The organism is Nonomuraea sp. NPDC049725 (assembly GCF_040674795.1).
Lineage (GTDB): Bacteria > Actinomycetota > Actinomycetes > Streptosporangiales > Streptosporangiaceae > Nonomuraea > Nonomuraea ceibae.
The window spans coordinates 45,580-62,299 of record NZ_JBFANJ010000008.1 but is presented as its reverse complement, the minus strand read 5'-3'; the positions used below and the strand labels follow the sequence as shown (position 1 = coordinate 62,299).

The window sequence follows — 16,720 nt, the reverse complement described above, 5'->3', positions numbered from 1 at the left end:
GCCCGGCCGTCCATCCGGTCCAGCACTCATCCTTGCCCGCGCGCGCCTACATGATGCCCACCGGCAGAGATGGGTGTCAGACCCGATGTCCGGATCGTCCCTGATTGTCGAGACTTGATGTTCCCGCCTTGATCTGGAGGACCGTCATGTCTCGCCTGTCACCATCATCACCCCGCACGTCCCGGGAGCGTACCGGCCCGCCGGGGCGTGTGCGATGACCGGTGCACTCGCCCTGACCGTCTTCGTGGTGGCGTTCTTCTTCATCGCCACCGAGAAGGTGAACAAGGTCAAGGTGGTGCTCGTCGCCGCCGGCCTCATGGCGGTACTCGGGCTGATCCCCGGAGCTCAGGTGTTCTTCTCCGAGCACGAGGGGATCGACTGGAACGTCATCTTCCTGCTCTTCGGCATGATGATCATCGTCGGGATCATCAAGCAGACGGGCGTCTTCGACTTCCTGGCCATCTGGGCCGCGAAGAAGTCGCAAGGCAGGCCGTACCGGCTCATGGTCATGCTGATGGCCATCACCGCGATCGCCTCGCCGTTCCTGGACAACGTCACCACGATCATGCTCGTCGCGCCCGTCACCGTCATGGTGTGCGACCGCCTGCACATCCCGGCCCAGCCGTACCTCATCGCCGAGGTCCTCGCCTCCAACATCGGCGGAGCCGCCACGCTCATCGGGGACCCGCCCAACATCATCATCGGCAGCCGGGCCGGCCTGACGTTCAACGACTTCCTCGCGCACATGGCCCCGGTCGTGGTCATCGTCTTCCTGGTGTTCCTGCTGCTCACGCGGGTGCTGTTCCGCAAGTCGTTCGTCTACAACCCCGACCGCGTGGCCGAGGTCATGGCGCTGCAGGAGCGGCGCGCGATCACCGACCCGCGCCTGCTCGTCCGCTGCCTGGTCGTGCTCGGGCTCGTCGTCATCGGGTTCGGGCTGCACGCCGTCGTGCACGTCGAGCCGTCCATCGTGGCGCTCGTCGGCGCCGGCGTGATGATGCTCGTCGCCCGCGCCGACACCGGCGAGACGCTGCGCGAGGTCGAATGGCCCACGCTGGTGTTCTTCATGGGCCTGTTCGTCATGGTCGCCGGGCTCGTCAACACCGGCGTCATCGCCACCGCGGGCGAGTGGGTGATCAGCGCCGTCGGCGACAACTACTTCGGCGCGGCCACGTCGCTGCTGTTCGGCTCGGCCGTGCTCGGCGCGTTCTTCGACAACATCCCGTACGTCGCCACCGTCGCGCCGATCGTCGAAGGGCTCGTCGCCCAGGCGCCCGACCCGGCCACCGGGCAGGCGATCTGGTGGGCGTTCGCGCTCGGCGCCGACTTCGGCGGCAACGGCACCGCGGTCGCCGCCAGCGCCAACGTCGTCGCGCTCGGCATCGCCGCGCGCTCCGGGCACCGGATCTCCTTCTGGGAGTTCACCCGGTACGGGCTGATCGTCACCGCGCTCACCTCGGTGCTGGCGTGGGTCTACGTCTGGCTGCGGTACTTCCTCTGATGACGCTGCCGGAGCTCTACGTCGTGCTGCTCGCCGGCGGGCTCGTGCTCCTGGCCGGCATCGCGGCGGTACGCACCGCCAGCCGGCTCGGCCTGCCCAGTCTGCTGCTGTTCCTCGGGCTGGGCATGGTCATCGGCGAGGACGTGCTCGGCGTCCGGTTCGACGACGCCCAGCTCGCCCAGACGCTCGGCACCTGCGCGCTGGCGCTCATCCTCGTCGAGGGCGGGCTCAGCACCCGCTGGACGGACCTGCGCACGCTGCTGGCCCCGTCGGCGATGCTGGCCACCCTCGGCGTCGCCGTCAGCGTGCTGGTCACCGCCACCGGCGCCCACCTGCTGCTCGGCCTCGACTGGCAGCTCGCGCTGCTGCTCGGCGCCATCGTCTCCTCCACCGACGCCGCCGCCGTGTTCGCCGTGCTGCGGACGCTGCCGCTGCCCCGGCGGCTGGCCGGGATGGTCGAGGCCGAGTCCGGGTTCAACGACGCGCCGACCGTCATCCTGGTGCTGGTCTTCAGCAGCGCCGCCGGGGTGCCCGACTTCGCCGTGATAGGCGGGCAGGTCGTCTACCAGATCGCCGCCGGGGCCGCCGTCGGGCTGCTCGCCGGCTGGGGCGGCGTCGCCGCGCTGCGCTACGTCGCGCTGCCCGCCACCGGGCTGTACCCGCTGGCCACGCTCGGGCTGGGCGTCATCGCCTTCGCCGCCGCGGGCGCGCTGAACGCCTCCGGGTTCATGGCCGCCTACCTGTCCGGGATCGTGCTCGGCAACGCCGTGCTGCCGCACCGGGCCGCCACCCGCTCCTTCGCCGAAGGCGCCGGCTGGCTGGCGCAGATCGGGCTGTTCGTCATGCTCGGACTGCTCGTCGACCCGAGCGAGCTGCCCGCCGCGCTGCTGCCCGCCCTCGTCGTCGGGCTGGTGCTCCTGCTGCTCGCCCGGCCCGTCTCGGTGCTCGCCGGGCTGCTGCCCTTCCGGGTGCCGTGGCGGCACCAGGTGTTCATCTCGTGGGCGGGGCTGCGCGGGGCGGTGCCGATCGTGCTGGCCACGTTCCCGATCGTCGCCGGGGTGCCCGGCAGCGGGCACCTGCTCAACATCGTGTTCGTGCTGGTCGTCGTCTTCACCCTGATCCAGGGGCCCGCGCTGCCCGCGCTCGCCCGGCTGCTCGGCGTGACCCAGCCGGGCCAGGCCAGGGAGGTGGACATCGAGTCCGCGCCGCTCGACGTGCTCGACGCCGAGCTGCTCACGCTGACCGTGCCCGCCGGGTCGCGGCTGCACGGGGTGGAGGTGGGCGAGCTGCGGCTGCCCGCGCCCGCGGCCATCAGCCTCGTCATCCGCGACCGGGCCACGTTCGTGCCCGCGCCGGAGACGCGGCTGCGGGAGGGCGACGAGCTGCTCATCGTCACCACCGCCGCCTGCCGCGAGGCCGCCGAACGCCGCCTGCGCGCCGTCGGCCGCCGCGGCCGGCTGGCCCGCTGGCACGGCGAACACGGCGACCCCGCCGACCCGGCCGAAGCCTTAGCCCACCCAACCGGCCACCCACCCGGCCACCCCCGCGCCGGGGAGCGGCCGCGGGACCGGCCGCGTGCTGGGGAGCGGGCGTGCGCCGGTGACCGGCTGCGCGACGGACCCGGCGCCGGGGAGCGGGCGTGCGCCGGTGATCGGGCTCCCGGGCCGCGCCGGAGCCCTCCCTGGGCGCTCACCCGTACGGGCCGCTCACCCGTACGGGACCCGTCGGGGTGAGGAGGGCGGCCCGTCAGCGGGACGGACAGGCCGCCGGTCAGCGGGGCAGGTGTCCGGGGAGCGGGACGGACAGGTCAGCGGGGCGGGTGGCCGAGCGCGGTGGACAGGTCGCGGGCGGAGTCGGCGATCGCCCGGCCGATCTCCTCCAGCCGGGGCGCGGCCGGCACCCGGGAGAGGGAGACGCTGATCGCGGCGGTGATGAGGCCGCGGTGGTCGCGCACCGGGGCGGAGACCGCGGCGGCGCTGTCGTCGAGCTCGACGTCGCTGGCCACGTAGCCGAACGTGCGGGCGTGGTCGAGGTCGGCCATCCACTGCTCCTCGCCGCTGACCGCCGAGTCGAGCCCGGCGGGCAGCTTGGCGCGCAGCAGCTCGCGCACCCGCTCGGGCTCCCAGTCGGCCAGCAGCGAGCGGCCCGCCGCGGCCATGATCACGGGCACCGACACGCCCTCCCAGATGCGGTGGTAGGCGCGCGAGGACGGCATGGACACCAGCGTGAGCACCTGGTCGCCGCGCAGCACGCACAGGTGGGCGTCCTCGTCGAACGCGGTGGCCAGCCGGCGCAGGAACGGCGCCGAAACCTGGACGAGCCGGGCCTGCTGGCTGCGCGCCGCGAGCGCGAACAGCCGCCAGCCGAGCCGGTAGCGGCGGGTCACCGGGTCGCGCTCGACCATGCCCTCGCCCTCCAGCGCCCGCAGTGCCCGTGACACCTGGCTCTTCTCGCGGCCGAGCCGCTGCGCGATCCAGCTCACGCCGAACCCGTCGGTGTCGCGCTCATCACCGTGACCTGCGAGAACGTCGAGGATTTCGAGGTCTCGGCGAAGGCCTGCGGAAGACACGGGGAGCTTCTCGCTCATGCCCATCCGTTCATAACAACTGGGTTGCGCTCATCGCAACAGATTTTGCGATGAGCGCAACTAGCCATACGTTTACATTCCCATGCAACTGTAAGCGAAGGCGGTTACTTCATGACTTTCAGCGAGTACGTGGTCTCCCGATGGGACACCCTCTCGCTGGCCGCCGCCGAACACGCCCTGGTCGTGGCCGTCGCGATCGGCATCGCCACGGCCGTGGGCGTCGGCATCGGGCTCCTGACGTACGAGACCCCGAAAGCGCGTGGCGCCTCCCTGGCGCTGTCCGCCGGCATTCTGACCATTCCCTCCCTGGCCCTGCTGACCCTGCTCATCCCGTTCACCGGCCTCGGCTGGAGCTCCACGCTGATCGCGCTGACCGGGTACGCGTTCCTGCCGATCATCAGGAACACCGTGACCGGCCTGCGCGGCGTGGACGCCGCCACCGTCGAGGCCGGGCGGGGGATGGGCCTGAGCAGCGCGCGCGTGCTGCTGCGGGTCCGGCTGCCGCTCGCCTGGCCGCTGATCCTGGCGGGGGTGCGCATCTCCACGCAGATGCTCATCGGCATCGCCGCCATCGCGGCCTACGTCGACGGCCCCGGACTGGGCAACCAGATCTTCGAAGGGCTGGCACGGCTGGGATCGGTCAACTCGCTCAACGCGACGCTCGCGGGCACGCTCGGCATCGTGGTGATCGCGGTGCTGTTCGACGCCGGCTTCTCCGCCGTCCGCCTTCTGACCACCCCGAGGGGGCTTCGTGTTCGACCGTGATCCCGCAGGCGTCCGCATCGAGCTACGGGAGCTGACCAAGCACTACCCGGGGCAGCCCGCCCCAGCGGTCGACAACGTCAGCCTCGACATCCCGGCGGGCGAGCTCGTCGTCTTCGTCGGCCCGTCGGGCTGCGGCAAGACCACCACCATGAAGATGATCAACCGGCTGGTCGAGCCCACGTCCGGCCAGATCCGCATCGGCGGCCAGGACGTCCTCGGCCTGCACCCCGACGAGCTGCGCCGGCACATCGGCTACGCGATCCAGCAGGTCGGCCTGTTCCCGCACCTGACCGTCGGGCAGAACGTGGCGATGGTGCCCAAGCTGCTCGGCTGGCCGGCCGCCAAGGTGGCCGCCCGCGTCGAGGAGCTGCTGGAGCTGGTGAGCCTGGACCCCGGCACGTTCCGCGACCGCTACCCGCGCCAGCTCTCCGGCGGCCAGCAGCAGCGCGTCGGCGTCGCCCGCGCGCTGGCCGCGGACCCGCCGGTCATGCTCATGGACGAGCCGTTCGGCGCGACCGACCCGATCACCCGCGAGCACCTGCAGAACGAGTTCGCCAAGCTTCAGAAGCAGCTCCGCAAGACGATCATCTTCGTCACGCACGACTTCGAGGAGGCGATCCGGCTGGGCGACCGCATCGCGGTGCTGCGCGAGCGCTCGCACATCGCCCAGTACGACACGCCGGCCAACATCCTGGCGGCCCCGGCCGACGACTACGTGGCGGGGTTCATCGGCCAGGACGCCACGCTCAAGCGCCTGGCGCTGCTCAGGGTCGAGGACGTGCCGTACGAGAGCCCGCTGCCGGACCCGGCGCTGCCCGCGGTGGCGGCCGGCGCGACGCTGCGCGAGGCGCTGGACACGATGGTCGCGCACGCGGCGGACCGGTGCTCCACGCCGTCCGGCGTGATCACGTACGCCGCGCTGTGCGGCGCGGTGGGCACGGCCCCGGAGCGGGCGATGAGCGCGACCCCGGAGGAAGTGACGGCCGGTGACCGCTGAGACCCTCGCCGTCGGCACGGCCCGCACCCCCGCCCGCCCCTCCGGCCTGCGCCACCTGATCGCGCCCGCCGCCATCGCGGCGGCCCTGGTCACCCTGTACGCGTGGGTGAGCACGCTGGAGCTGGACTCGATCGAGCGGCGCAGCCTCAACCAGGCGGTGCTCGTCGACAAGACCGTCGAGCACCTGCAGATGACGGTCGCCGCCACCGCCCTGGTCGTGGTGATCGCGATCCCGCTCGGCATCGTCGCCTCGCGCTCCAGGAACCGGTTCGTGACCCCGCTCATCCTCACCGCGGGCAACCTCGGCCAGGCGGTGCCGTGCATCGGGCTGCTGGTGCTGGCCACGTTCGTGCTGGGCGTCGGCTTCCAGACCGCGCTGGTCGGGCTCGTCGTCTACGCGGTGCTGCCGGTGCTGCGCAACACCATGGTCGGGGTGCAGCAGATCGACCCGGCCCTCATCGAGGCGGCCCGCGGCATGGGCATGACCAAGGGGCAGATCCTGCGCCGGGTCGAGCTCAAGCTGGCCGTCCCCGCCATCCTCGCCGGGCTGCGCACCGCCCTGGTGCTCACGGTCGGCGTCGCCACGCTGGGCGCCTTCGTGGCCGCCGGCGGCCTGGGCGAGCTGATCATCAACGGGCTCAAGCTGAACCGCATGCCCGTGACCATCGTCGGCGCCGTGCTCACCGCGTGCATCGCGTTCTTCATCGACTGGCTCGGCGGGCTCGCCGAGAACCTGCTCAAGCCACGCGGCATCTGACCTGTCCGCCGATTTCGCCTGATTCACCAAGCAAGAGGTGTCTTTGCATGCTTTCCCGTCCCCTTCGCCAGACGTTCGCCCTGCTCGCCGCCGCAGCCCTGACCGTGACCGCCGCGGGCTGCGGCTCCACTGACGCCGTCGAGGCGTCCAGCGCGGGCGACGAACTGGAGGGCGCGACGTTCGTCGTCGGGTCCAAGGACTTCACCGAGAACATCATGCTCGGCAACATCGCCGTGCAACTGCTGAAGGCGCACGGCGCCGAGGTCGTCGACAAGGTCAACCTGGGCGGCACCGTCACCAACCGCAAGGCCCTCATGGCCGGCGAGATCGACCTGTACTGGGAGTACTCCGGCACCGGCTGGATCGAGCACCTGAAGAACACCACCCCGATCCAGGACCCGGCCGAGCAGTTCAAGGCCACCGCCGGCGCCGACCTGGAGAAGAACGGCGTCCGCTGGATCGGGCCCACCCCGCTGAACAACACCTACGCCCTGGCCATCCGCACCGAGAAGGCCCAGGAGCTCGGCGTCAAGACCGTCTCGGACGTGGCCGAGCTGGCCAGGACCAAGCCGGAGGAGGTCACGATCTGCATCGAGACCGAGTTCTCCACCCGCGACGACGGCCTGCCCGGCCTGTCCAAGGCGTACGACATGAAGATCCCCAAGGACCGGATCGCGCTGCTCGACACCGGCGTCGTCTACACCGAGACGGACAAGGGCGAGACCTGCAACTTCGGCGAGGTCTTCACCACCGACGGGCGCATCGCCGCGCTCGGCCTGACGGTGCTGGAGGACGACAAGAAGTTCTTCCCCGTCTACAACGCCGCCGTCACGATCAAGGACGACCTCTACAAGAAGCACCCGGCGCTGGAGAAGGTGCTGCAGCCGGTGATCGCCAAGCTGGACGACGCCACGATGCAGAAGCTCAACGCCCGCGTGGACGTCGACGGCGAGCAGCCGAAGAAGGTCTCGGCCGACTGGCTGGAGCAGAACGGCTTCCTCGGCGCGACCTCCTGACCAGCGCTGATCGAAACATCGGTATACGTACGGAGGCACATACGTATTTCCCCGCCTCCGGGTAACGCCTAGCGTCACACGACAAGGCGACACGCTCGCTTTCACCCCCCACTTCCCGGCAGGGCGACCGCATGTGCCCACAAGGCGCGGCTCTGCCATGGGAAGAATCCGAAAGGAGCCTCCCATCGTGAGACGCAAAGCTTTAGTGGCGGCGGCCGTGGGCATCACCACGGCCGCCTCGCTGACTTTGTCGGCATTGCCGGCCGAGGCCAAGCCGCCCGGCGCCCAGAAGGGCCTGGCGGCGGCGGCCGTGGCCGACCCCGAGTCCCGCGCCGCCGCCGTCGCGGACCAGGCCGTGCAGAGCGGGCTGGACAACCTGGTCAAGGGCCCCGACGAGGCATACCGCCGGGTGGGCGTCACCGCCGGCGCCAACGAGATGTTCTACGTCGCCTACGAGCGCACGTACAAGGGCCTGCCGATGGTCGGCGGCGACGCCGTCGTCGTCACCGACGGGGCGGGCCGCGTCCGCGACACGGTCGCCGCGTCCGGTCCCACCGGCGCCGACGTGCCGACCAAGGCGACCGTCAGCGCGGCCGAGGCGCTCAAGACCGCCAGGACCAAGCTCTCCCGCGTCGACGACACCCGGGCCCCGCGCCTGGTCGTCCTCGCCTGGGGCGACAAGCCCAGGCTGACCTGGGAAGCCGTCGTCTCCGGCATCGCCGGCGGCAAGCCGAGCATCCAGCACGTGTTCGTCGACGCCGTCACCGGCGAGGTCGCCGACTCCTACGACGTGGTCCGCGCCGGCACCGGCAACGGCTACTACTACGGCCAGGTCACGATCGCCACCAGCGGCTCCGGCAGCTCGTACTCGATGACCGACACGAGCAGGCCCGGCATCCGGTGCGGCGGCCAGAACGGCTCCGCCTACACCGGCACCGACGACAGCTGGGGCAACGGCTCCGGCACCAACCTGGAGACCGCCTGCGTCGACGCCCTGTACGGGGTGCAGCGCCAGTGGGACATGCTGCGCGACTGGCTCGGCCGCAACGGCATCAACGGCAACGGCGGCGGCTTCCCCGCCCGCGTCGGGCTCAACGACGTCAACGCCTACTGGAACGGCAGCTACACCAACTTCGGCCACAACCAGGCCAACACCCGGCAGGCCACGCCGATCGACGTGGTGGCGCACGAGTTCGGCCACGCCATCTTCCAGACCACGCCCGGCGGCGCCGGGTCCGGCAACGAGAACGGCGGCCTGAACGAGGCGACGGGCGACATCTTCGGCGCGCTCACCGAGCACTACGCCAACAACCCGAACGACCCGCCGGACTACCTGGTCGGCGAGGAGGTCGACCTGGTCGGCCAGGGCCCGATCCGCAACATGTACAACCCCGGCCTGCTCAACGACCCGAACTGCTACAGCAGCCAGATCCCGAACACCGAGGTGCACGCGGCGGCCGGCCCGCTGAACCACTGGTTCTACCTGCTGGCCGAGGGCAGCAACCCGGGCGGCGGCAAGCCGTCCAGCCCGATCTGCTCCGGCGGCCCCTCGTCGGTGACCGGCATCGGCATCCAGGACGCCGGCAAGATCTTCATGAGCGCGCTGGGCCGCAAGACCTCCTCCTGGCGGTACGTGAACGTCCGCTCGGCGTCGGTCGCGGCGGCCGTCGAGCTGTTCGGCGCCAACAGCGCCGCCTGCAACACCACCAAGGCGGCGTGGAACGCGGTGAGCGTGCCGGCGCAGTCCGGCGAGCCCGCCTGCGGCACCCCGGGCAACGACTTCTCGATCGCGCTCAACCCCGCCAGCGGCAGCGCCGAGCCCGGTCAGCAGGCCACGACCGTGGTCAGCACGCAGACCACCTCGGGCAGCTCCCAGACGGTCAACCTGTCGGCCACCGGCCTGCCCAGCGGCACCACGGCCAGCTTCAACCCGGCGTCGGTGACCTCGGGCAACTCCTCCACCCTGACCCTGTCGGTCGGCTCCTCGACGGCGGAGGGCACGTACCCGATCACCGTGACCGGGAGCGGGTCGGCGACGCACACGGCGACGTTCACGCTGACGGTCGGCCCGGGCGGGCCCGTCGAGGTGCCGGACGTGAGCCTGGCCAACGTCAAGGCGCACATCACGCAGTTCCAGTCGATCGCGACCTCCAACGGCGGGAACCGCAGGTCGACCGGGCCCGGCTACACGGCGTCGGTGTCCTACGTCGAGGGCAAGCTGCGCGAGGCCGGCTACACCGTGGTCCGGCAGGCGTGCACCTCCGGCTGCACCAGCGGCTCCGGCCCCAACCTGATCGCCGACTGGCCGGGCGGTGACGACAACCAGGTCATCATGTCCGGCGCGCACCTCGACGGCGTGAGCGCGGGACCCGGCATCAACGACAACGCCTCGGGCTCCAGCGCCCTGCTGGAGGTCGCGCTGACGCTGGCCAGGGAGAACCCGCAGCTGGCCAAGCACGTCAGGTTCGGCTGGTGGACCGACGAGGAGCAGGGCCTGAACGGCTCGGAGTTCTACGTCTCGCGGCTCAGCGCGGCCGACCGGGCCAAGATCCAGGTCTACTACAACTACGACATGGTCGGCTCGCCCAACGGCGGCTACTTCATCAACAACATCACCACCGCCGGCGCGGCCCCGCTCAAGGAGTTCTACGACGGCCTGAACCTGCGGCCGGAGGAGAACGTCGAGGGCGCCAACCGCTCCGACGACGCCTCCTTCCGCAACGCCGGCATCGCCAGCTCCGGGGTCGCGGCGGGCGCCAGCGCCACCAAGACGGCGACGCAGGCCTCGAAGTGGGGCGGCCAGTCGGGACGCGCGTACGACTCCTGCTACCACGCCGCCTGCGACACCAGCGCCAACATCAACGACACGATCCTCGACCGGGCCTCCGACGCCGCCATGTACGCCGTCTGGAAGCAGGCGGTCGGCGGCGAGACCCCTGACCGGGACTTCTCGGTCTCGGCCAGCCCCGCCTCCGGCACCGTCCAGGCGGGCTCGGCGGCCACCACCACCATCGGCACGACGACCACGGCCGGCACCCCGCAGACCGTGAACCTGTCCGCCTCCGGCCTGCCGCAGGGCGCCACGGCCGGCTTCAACCCGGCCTCGGTGACCTCCGGCGGCTCCTCCACCCTGACGATCACCACCTCGGCCACCACGCCGGCCGGCGACTACAGCATCACCGTCACCGGCACCGGCGAGACGGCCACCCGGACGGTCCGCTACGCGCTGACCGTCGAGGGCGGCTCGGGCGGCCGGACCTTCACCAACGGCACCGACTACCGCATCTACGACTACAGCTACGTGCAGAGTCCCGTCTCGTCCACGGCGAGCGGCACCGCCGCCTCGCCGGTCAGGCTCTCCATCACGATCGACCACACGTGTGCCGAGGACCTGGACATCTACCTGCGCGGGCCCAACGGCACCTGGTACGCGGTCGACAGGTACGGCGGCACCTCCTGCACGCCGTACGGCACCCGGACGTTCTCCGTCCCGGTGAGTCAGCAGGCCGCGGGCACCTGGGTGCTCTGGGTCGAGGACGTCTATGCCGGTGACACCGGCTTCCTCGACTCCTGGAGCATCACCGTCTAGCGGTTCCGCCTTCGGGCCCCGGCCGGCACCCCCTCCCCGGCCGGGGCCTTCCCCTGTGCGCTCACGGGGGCGGGTCCACCTCGTTGCGGGTGCGCACGCCGAGCTTGTGCAGCACGCTGGCCACGTGCGTGTCGACGGTCCGGCGCGACAGGAACAGCACCTCGGCGATCTCCCGGTTGGTGCGGCCCGACGCGACCAGCCTGGCCACCTCCGCCTCCCGGGGCGACAGCACGCCGCCGCGCCCCCTGCGGCCCCGGCGCGGCGCGCTCGCGCCGATCTCCCGCAGCGCGTGCCGGCAGCGCGCCGCGTCGTGGGAGGCGCCGAGCACCGCGTAGCGCTCGGCCGCGTCGGCGATGATCTGCGCCGCCGCCTCCCGCGCCCCCAGCGCCAGCCGCGCCTCCGCCTCGGCCTCCGCCGCCCGCGCCGCCGCGTACGGGCGCGGCATCGTCTCGTACGCGGCCCGCGCCCCGGCGTGCAGCCTGGCCGCCTCCTCGAACAGGCCGCGCTCACCGGCCAGCCGGGCCCGCGCCGAGCCGAGCGCCGCCTGCGCCGACGGCGCGTCGCGGCCCGCCACCCCGTCGGCGAACTCGGCCACCAGCGCCTCGGCGTCCGCCCGGCGGCCCGACCTGAGCAGAGCGGCCACCGCCGCCGGGACGAGCTGGTCGCCCCACACCCACACCCCCTTGCGGCGCAGCCGGGCCACCGCCCGGTCCGCCTCGCGCACCGCGCCCTCCAGCGCGTCGCGGGCCAGGTGCAGCTCCACCAGCCCTCCCGAGGCCGCCGCCGCCACCGGCAGGAACGCCGAGTCCACGTCCTGCAGCCCGGCCGCGCCCAGGTGGCAGGCGGCCTCCTCCCACTCGCCGGTCGCCATCGCCAGCATGCCGAGGGCCAGCCGGGCGTCGGCCGCCAGCATCGGCACCTCCGACGTCATCTCCACCACGGCCGCCGCCCGCTCGCGCAGCCCCTCCCAGCGGCCGGTCAGCCAGTCGAGCCGGATCGACGACACGTCCACCAGCCACACCGGGTAGAGGGCGCCGCTCTCCTCGGCGACCCGCCTGCTCTCGCGGGCGAACCTGGCCGCCTCGCCGTAGTGGCCGAGCGCCACCGCGGCGTCGCACAGGTTCGCGTAGCCGCGCGCCACCTGCCGCCGCGCCGCCGCCGACCGGGCGCCCTCCGGCAGCGTCTCCGCCAGCTCGAACGCGTCCGGCGCGCCGACCAGCATCGCCATCGACACCTTGTTGGCGTGCACCGCCGTGCGCAGCTCCGGGTCGTCGGCCGAGCACAGCAGGCTCTCGGCCTGCGCCATCCACTTCTCGTGGCAGGCCAGCGGCTCGCCGCCCCACGACGGCATCGCCAGCAGCGCCAGCCCGCGCGCCGCCACGCCCGGCCGGTCCTCCAGGTCGGCGAGCGCCGCCAGCACCTCCCTGCGGCCCTCCGCCACCGCGCCCGCCTGGTTCGACAGCAGCACGCCCAGGTTCAGCCTGGCCTCGCCGCGTACGTGCCGGGGCAGGAAGTCGTCCGACAGCAGGTGCCGCAGCAGCCGCACCGACCTGCGGTACGACAGGCCGATCGCGGCCACCCGGCTGAGCTGCAACGCCAGCGGGCCCCGCGCGTCGGGCGGCAGCGCCGGGTCGGCCAGCATGCCCTCCAGCACCTCGATGGCCAGCGGCACGTCGCCGACCGCCGCCGCGTGCTCCGAGGCGGCCCCGCCGTGCCGTCGCCAGGCCGCCAGCTCGCCCGCCCGCCGCGCGTGGTAGGCGAGCTGCACCAGCGGCGGCGGGTCCAGCCCGGCCAGCGCGGCCATCGCCCGGCCGTGGATCAGCCGCCGGTCCGGGCCCGGGATCGCGTCGTAGACCGCCTGCTGGGCCAGCGCGTGGCGGAACCCGTACAGCGCGTCGGGCCGCTCCAGCAGCACCCCGGCCCGCAGCGCCTCGCGCAGCCCGTGGGCGGCGGCGCCGGAGCCCGACACGGCGGCGATCAGCGACTCGTCGGCGGGCAGCCGCAGCACGGCGGCGGCCTGCACCGCGTGCAGGGCGGCGGGGGACAGGCCGGCCAGCCGCTCGGCCATCGCCTCCCGCAGCAGCACCGGCACCGCGATCCGGTCCAGCGCCTCCTCGTCTCCGGGCTCCTGGAGCGACCGCACGACCTCCTCGATCACGAACGGCACCCCGGCCGTCCGCTCGTGCAGCCGCGCCGCGAACCCGGCCGTCACGGGGGCGCCGCCCAGCAGCTCGCCGGCGAGCGCCCGTACGCCCGCCACGTCGAGCGACGTCAGCGAGATCACCTCGCTCGTCACGTCCGGCGGGTGCCGGTAGGCGTGCCCGAACGGCAGCCCCGGCACCGGCAGATCCTCCCGCCGGAACGTCACCACCAGCGCCAGCCCCTCGGGCGGCCGGCCGATGAGGAAGCGCAGCAGGTCACGGGTGCCGTCGTCGGCCCAGTGCAGGTCCTCCACGACCAGCACCACGGGCGCGGCCACGGCCAGCAGCGCGTGCACGCCGCGGAACAGCCGGTGCCGCTCGGCGCGCGGGTCGTCCAGCGGTGGCGGCGTCGGAGCCGGCGGCAGGTGCCCGGCCAGCTCGGGAAGGTAGCCGCCCACGGCCCCCGTCACCGGGTTGAGCCGGTCCCGGCCAGGCAGCGCGCCGCCGATCTGCCGCAGCGCGTCGAAGACCGGCCCGTACGGGAACGGCTCGCGGATCTGGTGACAGTGCCCGAGCAGCACGGTGTGGCGGTCCGGATCCAGCCGGTCGACGGCCGTCCGGACCAGCCGGGTCTTCCCGATGCCCGCCTCGCCCTGGACGAGGGCCACGGCGGGCGGACGGGTGATCGCGCCGATGAGCGCTCGCAGGTGCGCGTCGCGGCCCACCAGCGCGGGAGATGCCTCGCTCGTCATCGGCGTCTCCGAGCCAGTGCGGTTTTACTGCCTCTGCCGACACCTGTTATCCACCACTTGTTACCGAGTGGTCAACACTTGGTTGGGTTTCGGGGGTTATCGGTTACCTGCGGGAAGCCTTTACGGTGCCGCCTCGTGACCGGGCAGACCCGGCGTGCGCCTGCGCTGCTTCATCTCCGCCTCGTGGACGTGGCGGCGGCCCCCGGCCAGCCGATCGCGCACGTGCGCCTCCATCTCCTGGAAGGCCGCGTAGTACAGCGCGTCGTACTCCTCGACCACCTGGAACGTCCACCGGCCGTCGATCACGTTCAACCCGATGAGCTCCCGCTCGACGCGGTCGGCCAGCTCCTGGTGCCCGGTCCGGCGCAGCAGCTCGACGGCCCGGTCGAGGCGGGCGTCGGCGCTGCCGGTGAGCTGGTGCCACGCGTACAGGTGGCCCCGCGCCCGGTGCGTCGTCTCCAGCGCCTCGCTCAGCGCGCCCAGTGCCTCGACCGTCTCGTCCGACATGCCCTCCGGGCGGAGGTGATCGGGATCCTGCTCTGTCGCCATGCCGTCCCGGCTACCCGTCAAAGGGCGTCGAGAACGTCGGGCCGGTTGGTGATGATGCCGTCCACGCCGTAGCCGACCAGCCGGCGCATGGCGGCCGCGTCGTCCACCGTCCAGGCGAACACCCGCATCCCGTGCCGCTGCACGAGCCGCACGTAGTCGCGGGTCAGACCGCCGTACGGCGGGTTGACCTGGTCGGCGAACTCCGACAGCCCGTCCAGCTCGGCGGCCGGCGGGGCGCCGAGCAGCCCGATCGCGGCCTCCGGCATGACGTCGTGGAAGCGGCGCATCGAGCCGTGGTCGAACGACTGCACCACCAGCGGGCCGCGCCACGAGCGGCGCAGCTCCCCGGCCACCCGCGCCTCGATCCCCCGGTACAGGCGCGGCTCCTTGACCTCCACCAGCACGCCGAGCCCGCTGCCGCTCATCTCGCGCAGCGCCTCCCGCAGCGTGGGCACCGGCTCCCCGGCGAAGCGGCGCCCGGCCCACGACCCGGCCTCCAGCTCGCGGATCTCCTCCAGGGTGAAGTCGCCCACCCGCCACGGCGCCCGGCCGGGGAAGACCCGCTCGGCGTCGGTGGTGCGGGCCAGCGTGGCGTCGTGCATGAGGACGGGCTGGCCGTCGCGGGTCAGCCGCACGTCCAGCTCGAACGCGTCGGCGCCCAGCTCGGCGGCCAGCCGGAAGGCCGCCAGCGTGTTCTCCGGCGCGTAGGCGGACGCGCCGCGATGGGCGACGTTGGCCACCGGGGCCGCCGAGGCCGCCGTCGCGGGGGTGAGGAACAGGGCCAGTACGGTCATGACGATCAAGCCGGCGAGTCGGAACATGGATCTCCTCGTACTCGGGAGCGGCCGATGTGCCGAATCTGACTGACCGTCATGACCAACTGTTGAGAGCCACGTGACTCCCAGGTGGCTAGGACGCGGCGGCGGCGCGCATCCTGTCGAAGTTCGCCACGAACTGGGCGTGAATCGCCTTGTTGTTGAGCCGCAGCAGGGTGTCGTCGTTGCGGCGCAGCGACGTCTGGTTGTAGTTGTGGCTGCCCGTGTAGACCCAGCCGTCGACCAGCAGGTACTTGGAGTGGATGCGGCCGGGCAGCGCGCTGCCGGAGCTCAGCGTGCGCAGCTCGATCCGCGGCTCGGCGCGCAGCGCCGCCTCCACCTCCGCGTCCAGCACGCCCGCGACGACCTGCACCGTGCACCCCTCGCGGGCCAGTTCGGCCAGCCGCTCGGCGATCGCGACCCGGTAGCCGTCCCACTCCGACATGCCGACGCGGATCGGGGCGCCGTCGCGGCAGGAGACCCCGTCCAGCGCCTCCACGATCGGGTCGCCCTCGGCGCTGGGGAAGAAGTGCGCCCGCACCGAGCCGCCCGCCGCGCCCGTCCGCACGACCCGGTCGTAGTCGAGGCTCTTCCGCTCGGCGGCCAGGTCGGCGAAGTAGGAGGCGTACGCCTCGTGCAGCCGGCGGTTGCCCGCCAGCACGACGGCGTTGTTCCAGTACGTGGTCGAGTTCAGGTTCGTCAGGTTGGCCGACGACTGCACGACCACGTCGGACGCGCCTCCCGTACGGGAGAACAGGTAGAACTTGTTGTGCTGCCCCTTGTCCCCGACGCAGGCGGCGGTGCCGCCCGACATCGGCCCGGAGCACACGTGCGCGAACGAGGCGGCCGAGGTGTCCGTGCCCAGGACGGCGGCGAGCCGCTCGGCGACCGCCTTGCCGCGCGCGTCGCCGTCCAGCACCACCTGCACCCGCACGCCGCGCTCGTGCGCCTTGAGCAGCTCGGCGGCGAACTCGCTGCCGGCCGTGCCCGACATGACGAAGTGCGCGATCCTGATGCCGGCCCCGGCGGGGGTCTGGCGGACCAGGTCGCAGAGCCTGCTCACGATGGCGACCGGGTCGCCGCCCACCGGCTCGCTGAACACCGCCCCGGAGGTCACCGGCGTGCGCGGCGCGCCGGCGCACGACGACGACGTGCCGGCTGCGGCGGGGGCGGCGACGGCTCCGGAGCCCAGCAGAGCCCCGATCGCCAGGGTGGACAGGATCGCGCTACGCATGGTGCCACTACTTCCTT

Annotated in this window: 12 protein-coding genes; 7 read left to right on the top strand and 5 right to left on the bottom strand. The window is 72.7% G+C overall.

The window, feature by feature from the left end:
* Nucleotides 1-214: 214 nt before the first annotated feature.
* Nucleotides 215-1,501, top strand: coding sequence for an ArsB/NhaD family transporter (locus tag AB0J53_RS21695; protein ID WP_364174955.1), 1,287 nt, complete (start codon nucleotides 215-217; stop codon nucleotides 1,499-1,501).
* Nucleotides 1,501-3,234 carry a potassium/proton antiporter gene (locus tag AB0J53_RS21690; RefSeq protein ID WP_364174952.1) on the top strand — a complete coding sequence of 578 codons (1,734 nt, stop codon included), beginning with the start codon at nucleotides 1,501-1,503 and terminating at the stop codon, nucleotides 3,232-3,234. Before AB0J53_RS21695 ends, AB0J53_RS21690 begins: the two co-directional genes overlap by 1 nt.
* Nucleotides 3,235-3,308: 74 nt before the next feature.
* Here the strand turns inward: AB0J53_RS21690 and AB0J53_RS21685 are convergent, their stop codons facing one another.
* Nucleotides 3,309-4,070 carry an IclR family transcriptional regulator gene (locus AB0J53_RS21685; RefSeq protein ID WP_364174949.1) on the bottom strand — a complete coding sequence of 254 codons (762 nt, stop codon included), beginning with the start codon at nucleotides 4,068-4,070 and terminating at the stop codon, nucleotides 3,309-3,311.
* A 129-nt stretch (nucleotides 4,071-4,199) separates the two neighbouring features.
* Between AB0J53_RS21685 and AB0J53_RS21680 the strand changes: the two genes are divergently transcribed.
* The 5 genes from AB0J53_RS21680 to AB0J53_RS21660 all read left to right on the top strand — a co-directional run bounded on the left by AB0J53_RS21680 (nucleotide 4,200) and on the right by AB0J53_RS21660 (nucleotide 11,212).
* A complete protein-coding gene (locus AB0J53_RS21680) occupies nucleotides 4,200-4,853 on the top strand; it encodes an ABC transporter permease (RefSeq protein WP_364174946.1) in 654 nt (217 codons plus the stop codon).
* Entirely contained in the window at nucleotides 4,840-5,850 is a 1,011-nt protein-coding gene (locus AB0J53_RS21675; RefSeq protein WP_364174943.1) for an ATP-binding cassette domain-containing protein, read from the top strand. Before AB0J53_RS21680 ends, AB0J53_RS21675 begins: the two co-directional genes overlap by 14 nt.
* Nucleotides 5,840-6,607 (top strand): ABC transporter permease, encoded by a 768-nt coding sequence (locus tag AB0J53_RS21670; RefSeq protein ID WP_219508026.1) that lies wholly within the window; start codon nucleotides 5,840-5,842, stop codon nucleotides 6,605-6,607. The genes AB0J53_RS21675 and AB0J53_RS21670 overlap by 11 nt, the downstream gene beginning before the upstream one ends.
* Before the next feature lie 47 nt (nucleotides 6,608-6,654).
* Nucleotides 6,655-7,623, top strand: a complete 969-nt coding sequence (locus tag AB0J53_RS21665) for a glycine betaine ABC transporter substrate-binding protein (protein ID WP_364174940.1) — start codon at nucleotides 6,655-6,657, stop codon at nucleotides 7,621-7,623.
* Between the two features lie 187 nt (nucleotides 7,624-7,810).
* Nucleotides 7,811-11,212, top strand: coding sequence for a M28 family peptidase (locus tag AB0J53_RS21660; RefSeq protein WP_364174937.1), 3,402 nt, complete (start codon nucleotides 7,811-7,813; stop codon nucleotides 11,210-11,212).
* A gap of 61 nt (nucleotides 11,213-11,273) precedes the next feature.
* Here the strand turns inward: AB0J53_RS21660 and AB0J53_RS21655 are convergent, their stop codons facing one another.
* The 4 genes from AB0J53_RS21655 to AB0J53_RS21640 all read right to left on the bottom strand — a co-directional run bounded on the left by AB0J53_RS21655 (nucleotide 11,274) and on the right by AB0J53_RS21640 (nucleotide 16,703).
* On the bottom strand, nucleotides 11,274-14,105 hold the full coding sequence (locus AB0J53_RS21655) for an AAA family ATPase (RefSeq protein WP_364174934.1): 2,832 nt from the start codon (nucleotides 14,103-14,105) through the stop codon (nucleotides 11,274-11,276).
* Nucleotides 14,106-14,225: 120 nt separating this feature from the next.
* Entirely contained in the window at nucleotides 14,226-14,654 is a 429-nt protein-coding gene (locus tag AB0J53_RS21650; RefSeq protein WP_219508019.1) for a hypothetical protein, read from the bottom strand.
* Between the two features lie 17 nt (nucleotides 14,655-14,671).
* Nucleotides 14,672-15,475: a glycerophosphodiester phosphodiesterase family protein gene (locus AB0J53_RS21645; protein WP_364174932.1), complete on the bottom strand. Its 804-nt coding sequence runs from the start codon at nucleotides 15,473-15,475 to the stop codon at nucleotides 14,672-14,674.
* Nucleotides 15,476-15,563: 88 nt separating this feature from the next.
* Nucleotides 15,564-16,703 (bottom strand): phospholipase D-like domain-containing protein, encoded by a 1,140-nt coding sequence (locus AB0J53_RS21640; RefSeq protein WP_219508015.1) that lies wholly within the window; start codon nucleotides 16,701-16,703, stop codon nucleotides 15,564-15,566.
* Nucleotides 16,704-16,720 lie beyond the last annotated feature (17 nt).